The organism is Acinetobacter sp. UBA6526, from assembly GCF_002434875.1.
Lineage (GTDB): Bacteria > Pseudomonadota > Gammaproteobacteria > Pseudomonadales > Moraxellaceae > Acinetobacter > Acinetobacter venetianus.
In genome coordinates this window covers 1-4,418 of record NZ_DJLC01000024.1, presented here as the reverse complement: position 1 = coordinate 4,418, position 4,418 = coordinate 1, and the positions used below count along the sequence as shown (strand labels likewise).

Sequence of the window (4,418 nt, the reverse complement as noted above, 5' to 3'; positions counted from 1 at the left end):
TCGGTAGATGCCATCATCATATTCCATCTTGCTTCTTTGTCTTGACCATCTTCACAAGCTCTAACCAGGCTTTCTTTTCTGATTATTTTCTCGACACCATCTAAACCAATTGCTTCTGCTGGGGGATCATCTAAAGGCGAAAGAACTGCTTCTATACAGTGTGTCAAAGCATCCATTCCTGCTCCAGCAGTTAACACAGGAGGTAAACCTAAAGTTAATTCTGGGTCACAAATTGCTGCATTTGGAACTAAATGATCGCTCGCAAGAATTAGCTTTCTTCCATCATTCATGATTATTACAGCACCCAAAGAAACCTCACTACCTGTTCCCGAAGTAGTAGGAATTGCAACTGTCGGAACTGTTTCTTTTATTTTTCCTGTGCCGCCTTCATTCACTGAGTAGTCAACAACATTTCCCTCATGATTTGCCATCAACGCAACCGCTTTTGCAAGATCCATGCTTGATCCTCCTCCAAACCCAACCACACCATCACAATTGTTTTCTTTGAAAAGTCTTAAGGCATCATTAACAGCTCCTTCAGTTGGATTAGCCGGAGTATCAGTATAAAAAGTCGGAGATATTTCGTTTGAAAGAAGATTACGAATTTTGTCGGTCATGCCAATAGCTACCAATCCAGGGTCGGTACAAATCAGCGGTTTAGTTATTCCGTGTTCTTTTAGAACTTCAGATATAAGTTTTAAAGATCCATTTTCAAAATGGGGTTGATTAAAATATCTTAACTGCATGTCATCTCCTTAAATTACAGAAACTAAATGTAATCACATTTATTTTCTTGGGGGAAGTCCTTTTATAATTCTTATGACGAGCAATGCAATTCATCAAATTTCTAATTTTATTTTTGACTGCCCAAGTGGGATATGATTAATAAAGACATTTAACTACACAAAGCAGTAAACTTTTTGATAAAATCCACTTCTTATAAATGAACTTCAATAAGAAGTTTCTGATTTCAGGGGGCAAAATGACCAAATCATTTTTAAAGTTTACAGCTGTACTAGCGCTGTTTTTCACTTCTGTCGTTTCTCAAGCACAAGTTGCTCTTGAGGAGATGGTAGTTACTTCTCAAAAGAGAGAACAAAATTTATTAGATGTTCCATCAGCTCTTCAGGCATTTTCTGGGGACATGCTCGAGGGTGCTGGCTTAAGAGATACCGACGATTTAACAACTATGATCCCAGATATGATGATGTCTGGAGAAGATTCAGGAAGAGCAAATATTTGGTTGAGAGGCATAGGTTCAACAAAATTTGATATTGGATCCGAAGGATCAAACGCATTTTTTGTAGATGAGATTTACATGTCTCGAGGTCAATCAATTCTCTCAGGACTTGTCGATATTGAAAGAATTGAGGTTTTGAAAGGTCCTCAAGGAACTCTATACGGTAGAAATGCCCTAGGTGGAGCTATCAGTGTTTTCTACAAAAAGCCCACAAGTGAATTTGAACAAAAAATTAGAGTAACCGCTGGAGATACAGGACAAGAACAGTTCAGCTACATGATTTCTGGTGAGTTAGCTCCCGATTTATTTGGAAGGTTAATACTTGGTTACCAAGATGAAGAAGGAGTACATAGCGATTTAACATTTGGAGGAGACACAGGCACATCCAATGAAAATGTGAGATTTTCATTATTTGGCGAAGGCGATAATTACGAATGGTCCTTAACGGCCGATAATGCTGTATCGAAAGATCATGCTGCAGTTTCTGAGGCAATTATTTGTAAAAGGGACTCAACATCTTGTACTCAGGCACAAAAAAATCTGATTCAACCTGACTTGAAAGCCACTGCATCTGGACTAGATATTTTTGTAACAGATTTTGCAACATCCAGCGCCTATGCTCTAAGTGGAGGAGACGCTGCTGCCTTGGCGCAAATAGCAAGTGATAGATATTCTTCTAATCTCAGTGAAGATACTTTTATTAACAGAGAAGATTCTCTTTTAACAGGAAAGTTTAAGTCTTTTAGAGATGATTTTGACTTCACCGTTCTCGCTTCTACCAATCAACATTCTGGTGAAGAATTAAAAGATTTTGATTCTACAAAAGCAAAATCTTTTGTTCAGGGCAGCGAACAAAAAACCAATCAGTCTAGTATCGAATTAAGATGGAATTCAAAACCTGAAGATGAAATTCAATGGGTCGCAGGAATATATTCTTTCTTAGATTATGGAGATAGATCGGATATTTTTAGAACTGGTCCAGATAGTGTATTCAACCAAGCTGCTGTTGCGGCAACAGCTTATTTAGATGCCGGTCTTTATAGCCAAGCTAATTTGGCTGCATTACAAAATTTAGCAACCTATACACCAACGGCTTCCAAAACAGCCTTGGTTTCAACTTACAACGTTGCAACCGGTTCCACTTTAGAAACATATGGAACTGCTCAATTAGATTTAAGTATTGATAACAAATCATCAGCTGCCTTTGGACAAGTCACCATTCCAATGGCCGAACGTTGGAATATTACTTTAGGTGCAAGATATACCTACGATAAAAAAGGAATGAGATATGAAACCAAATCAAACTCAGTAGGTGTTCCTCATTCTTTAGTTCTGCCAGATTGTACGCCAACGACCGTAAATATCGATGGTACTACTGGTTGTAGTGCTTTCGTAGCCGGTGTGGACGCTACTTTATACACCGCAGCAACTTATGGGGGTCAGGCTGCAGTAATTGCAGGCGCTTTTGCCGCTGCTCCAGAGCTGGCTTTGGCACCAGGCTGGGATGCTGCTTGTACTTTTGATAACACAAATACCATAGGAACTACTGCGTGGGCTGCCTCTAATGCCGCTCTTATTGCAAGTACTTCGTGTAATACTAATTTTGAAATAATAGCCAATGCTCAAGGAGTTGGAATTGCGCCAATAGCATCAGCTCAACAGCTTTTTGTTCTTAATCAAGATAAAACTTGGACTTCAACAGATCCGAAGCTTACTATCGATTTCAAACCTGACGACAGAAGCATGGTTTGGTACACCTATGCGACAGGTTTCAAAGCAGGAGGTTGGCAATTCGCAAATTATTTTGAGTCAACTGCTAAAGAAGGTTTTGATCCCGAAGAACTTGAGATGCACGAAGTTGGTTTTAAAGGTTCTTTTTTGGATGATTCTTTAAGCTTGAGCGCGGTTGCTTATAATTATGCTTGGTCAGATAAACAAGTAATTAAAGTCTCTGTTATTCAAGGTTTGCCAGTCGGCTTAACTAGAAATGCCGCTGAATCTACTATCAATGGGTTGGATTTAAATTTAAGAGCTAGAGTGACCGATCAGACGATAATCAACTTTAACTATGCGTATATCGACGCTTCATATGATAACTATTGTGATGATTCAAGAAATTGGACTGAAGTACATGGTAGTTTCACAGCCTGTGATGCTACTGCGCCAGGATCATATAGTAGAGCAGGTGGTAAGATGCCTTGGACACCGGATAATGCAATAGTTTTTTCTGTTGAACATATTGAGCCTACCAACATTGGTGACGTAATAATTAATACAAGTTATTCTCACAAAACAAACGTTGGTAATGCTGACGAACGTGTTACGGGCTTAACCTTATTAGATGAAATAGCTCGTCTAAATTTCTCTACTGCCATAGAGTTTAACAATGGCACTACCTTGAGAGGTTTTTGCACAAATTGTTTAGATGTAGATGACGATATTGGATTTACGCTTATTTATCCTGGTGACCAGGGTGGTGGAGCAAGAATTAAATATTATGATGGTCTAAGGGCAGGTCTAGAAGTAACTCACAGATTCTAGAGGTCTTTACAAAAAAAGGCGCCGTTAAGGCGCCTTTTTTTTAACTTGCTTTTAGTTTGAGGTCATTGAAACCTCTGAAAATTAAATTTTTTCCCCATTGTGGATTTACATCCAAAAGTTCAAGCTTAGGAAATCTTTCAAAAAGAATTTCAAAAGCAATCCTAGATTCTATTCTTGCTAAAGAAGCACCTATACACATGTGAGGACCGTAACCAAAAGATATATGCTTTATATCATCTCTTAAAATATTAAATTCTTCAGGATTTGTATTTGCTTCAGGATCTCTATTGGCTCCTGCAATGCTTACAGCGAAAGGGGTACCCCTTTTATATTCTTTTCCAGCATATGACATATCGTCACTTGCGAATCTTACTGTTGCATGAACGGGGGGTTCATATCGAAGCATCTCTTCAATAGCGTTAGGAATAAGACCATAATCTTTCCTCAATTCGTCGAATTGTTCAGGATGTTTGAACAAAGTAAACATGCCATTGCCAATAAGACGTGTCGTTGTTTCATGGCCAGCGATCAAAAGAAGCAGGCAAGTACCATACATCTCTTTGATATTTAATTTATCGCCTTCTTCTTCTGCTTGAATAAGTTTGCCTATAAAGTCATCTCCTGGAGAATCTTTTCT

At 38.6% G+C, this 4,418-nt stretch carries 3 protein-coding genes; 1 reads left to right on the top strand and 2 read right to left on the bottom strand.

What is annotated here, in order from left to right; all coding sequences use genetic code 11:
- The coding region (locus tag B4237_RS01940) for an iron-containing alcohol dehydrogenase (RefSeq protein ID WP_286941064.1) at positions 1-746 on the bottom strand (746 nt) is incomplete at its 3' end.
- Positions 747-982: 236 nt separating this feature from the next.
- On the opposite strand from B4237_RS01940, the gene B4237_RS01935 reads away from it, so the two are divergent.
- Positions 983-3,781 (top strand): TonB-dependent receptor, encoded by a 2,799-nt coding sequence (locus tag B4237_RS01935; RefSeq protein ID WP_286941061.1) that lies wholly within the window; start codon positions 983-985, stop codon positions 3,779-3,781.
- A gap of 40 nt (positions 3,782-3,821) precedes the next feature.
- Here B4237_RS01935 and B4237_RS01930 read toward each other — a convergent pair.
- Positions 3,822-4,418 (bottom strand): cytochrome P450 (locus tag B4237_RS01930; protein ID WP_286941059.1); only part of this gene is annotated, 597 nt, incomplete at its 5' end.